Here is a 284-nt window from a genome sequence, read left to right as displayed (position 1 = left end):
GCAACTTCCTGGCCGTCGAGCAGAACCAGCTTTTCGCCTTCCTCAGCCATGCGTACGCGGATACCACCGTTGATTTCGGCGAGATCGAAGGCGTGCAACGGCTGGCCCAACTCCAGCATCACGTAGTTGGTGATGTCGACGGCAGCATCAATACTGCGCACGTCGGCACGGCGCAGACGCTCAACCATCCACAAAGGGGTTGGCTTGGACAGGTCGACGTTACGGACCACACGCCCCAGGTAACGTGGGCAAGCGTTTGGCGCCAGCACTTCAATGGAACGCAC

Annotated in this window: 1 protein-coding gene; it reads right to left on the bottom strand. The window is 59.9% G+C overall.

Going from position 1 to position 284, the window contains the following annotated elements; translation table 11 throughout:
• Positions 1-284 (bottom strand): phenylalanine--tRNA ligase beta subunit-related protein (locus tag SB765_RS29040; RefSeq protein WP_410932406.1); only part of this gene is annotated, 284 nt, incomplete at both ends.

It is taken from the genome of Pseudomonas sp. SIMBA_067, assembly GCF_046534675.1.
Lineage (GTDB): Bacteria > Pseudomonadota > Gammaproteobacteria > Pseudomonadales > Pseudomonadaceae > Aquipseudomonas > Aquipseudomonas putida.
The sequence above is the reverse complement of the archived record's forward strand: the minus strand, read 5'-3'. Positions and strand labels throughout refer to the sequence as shown.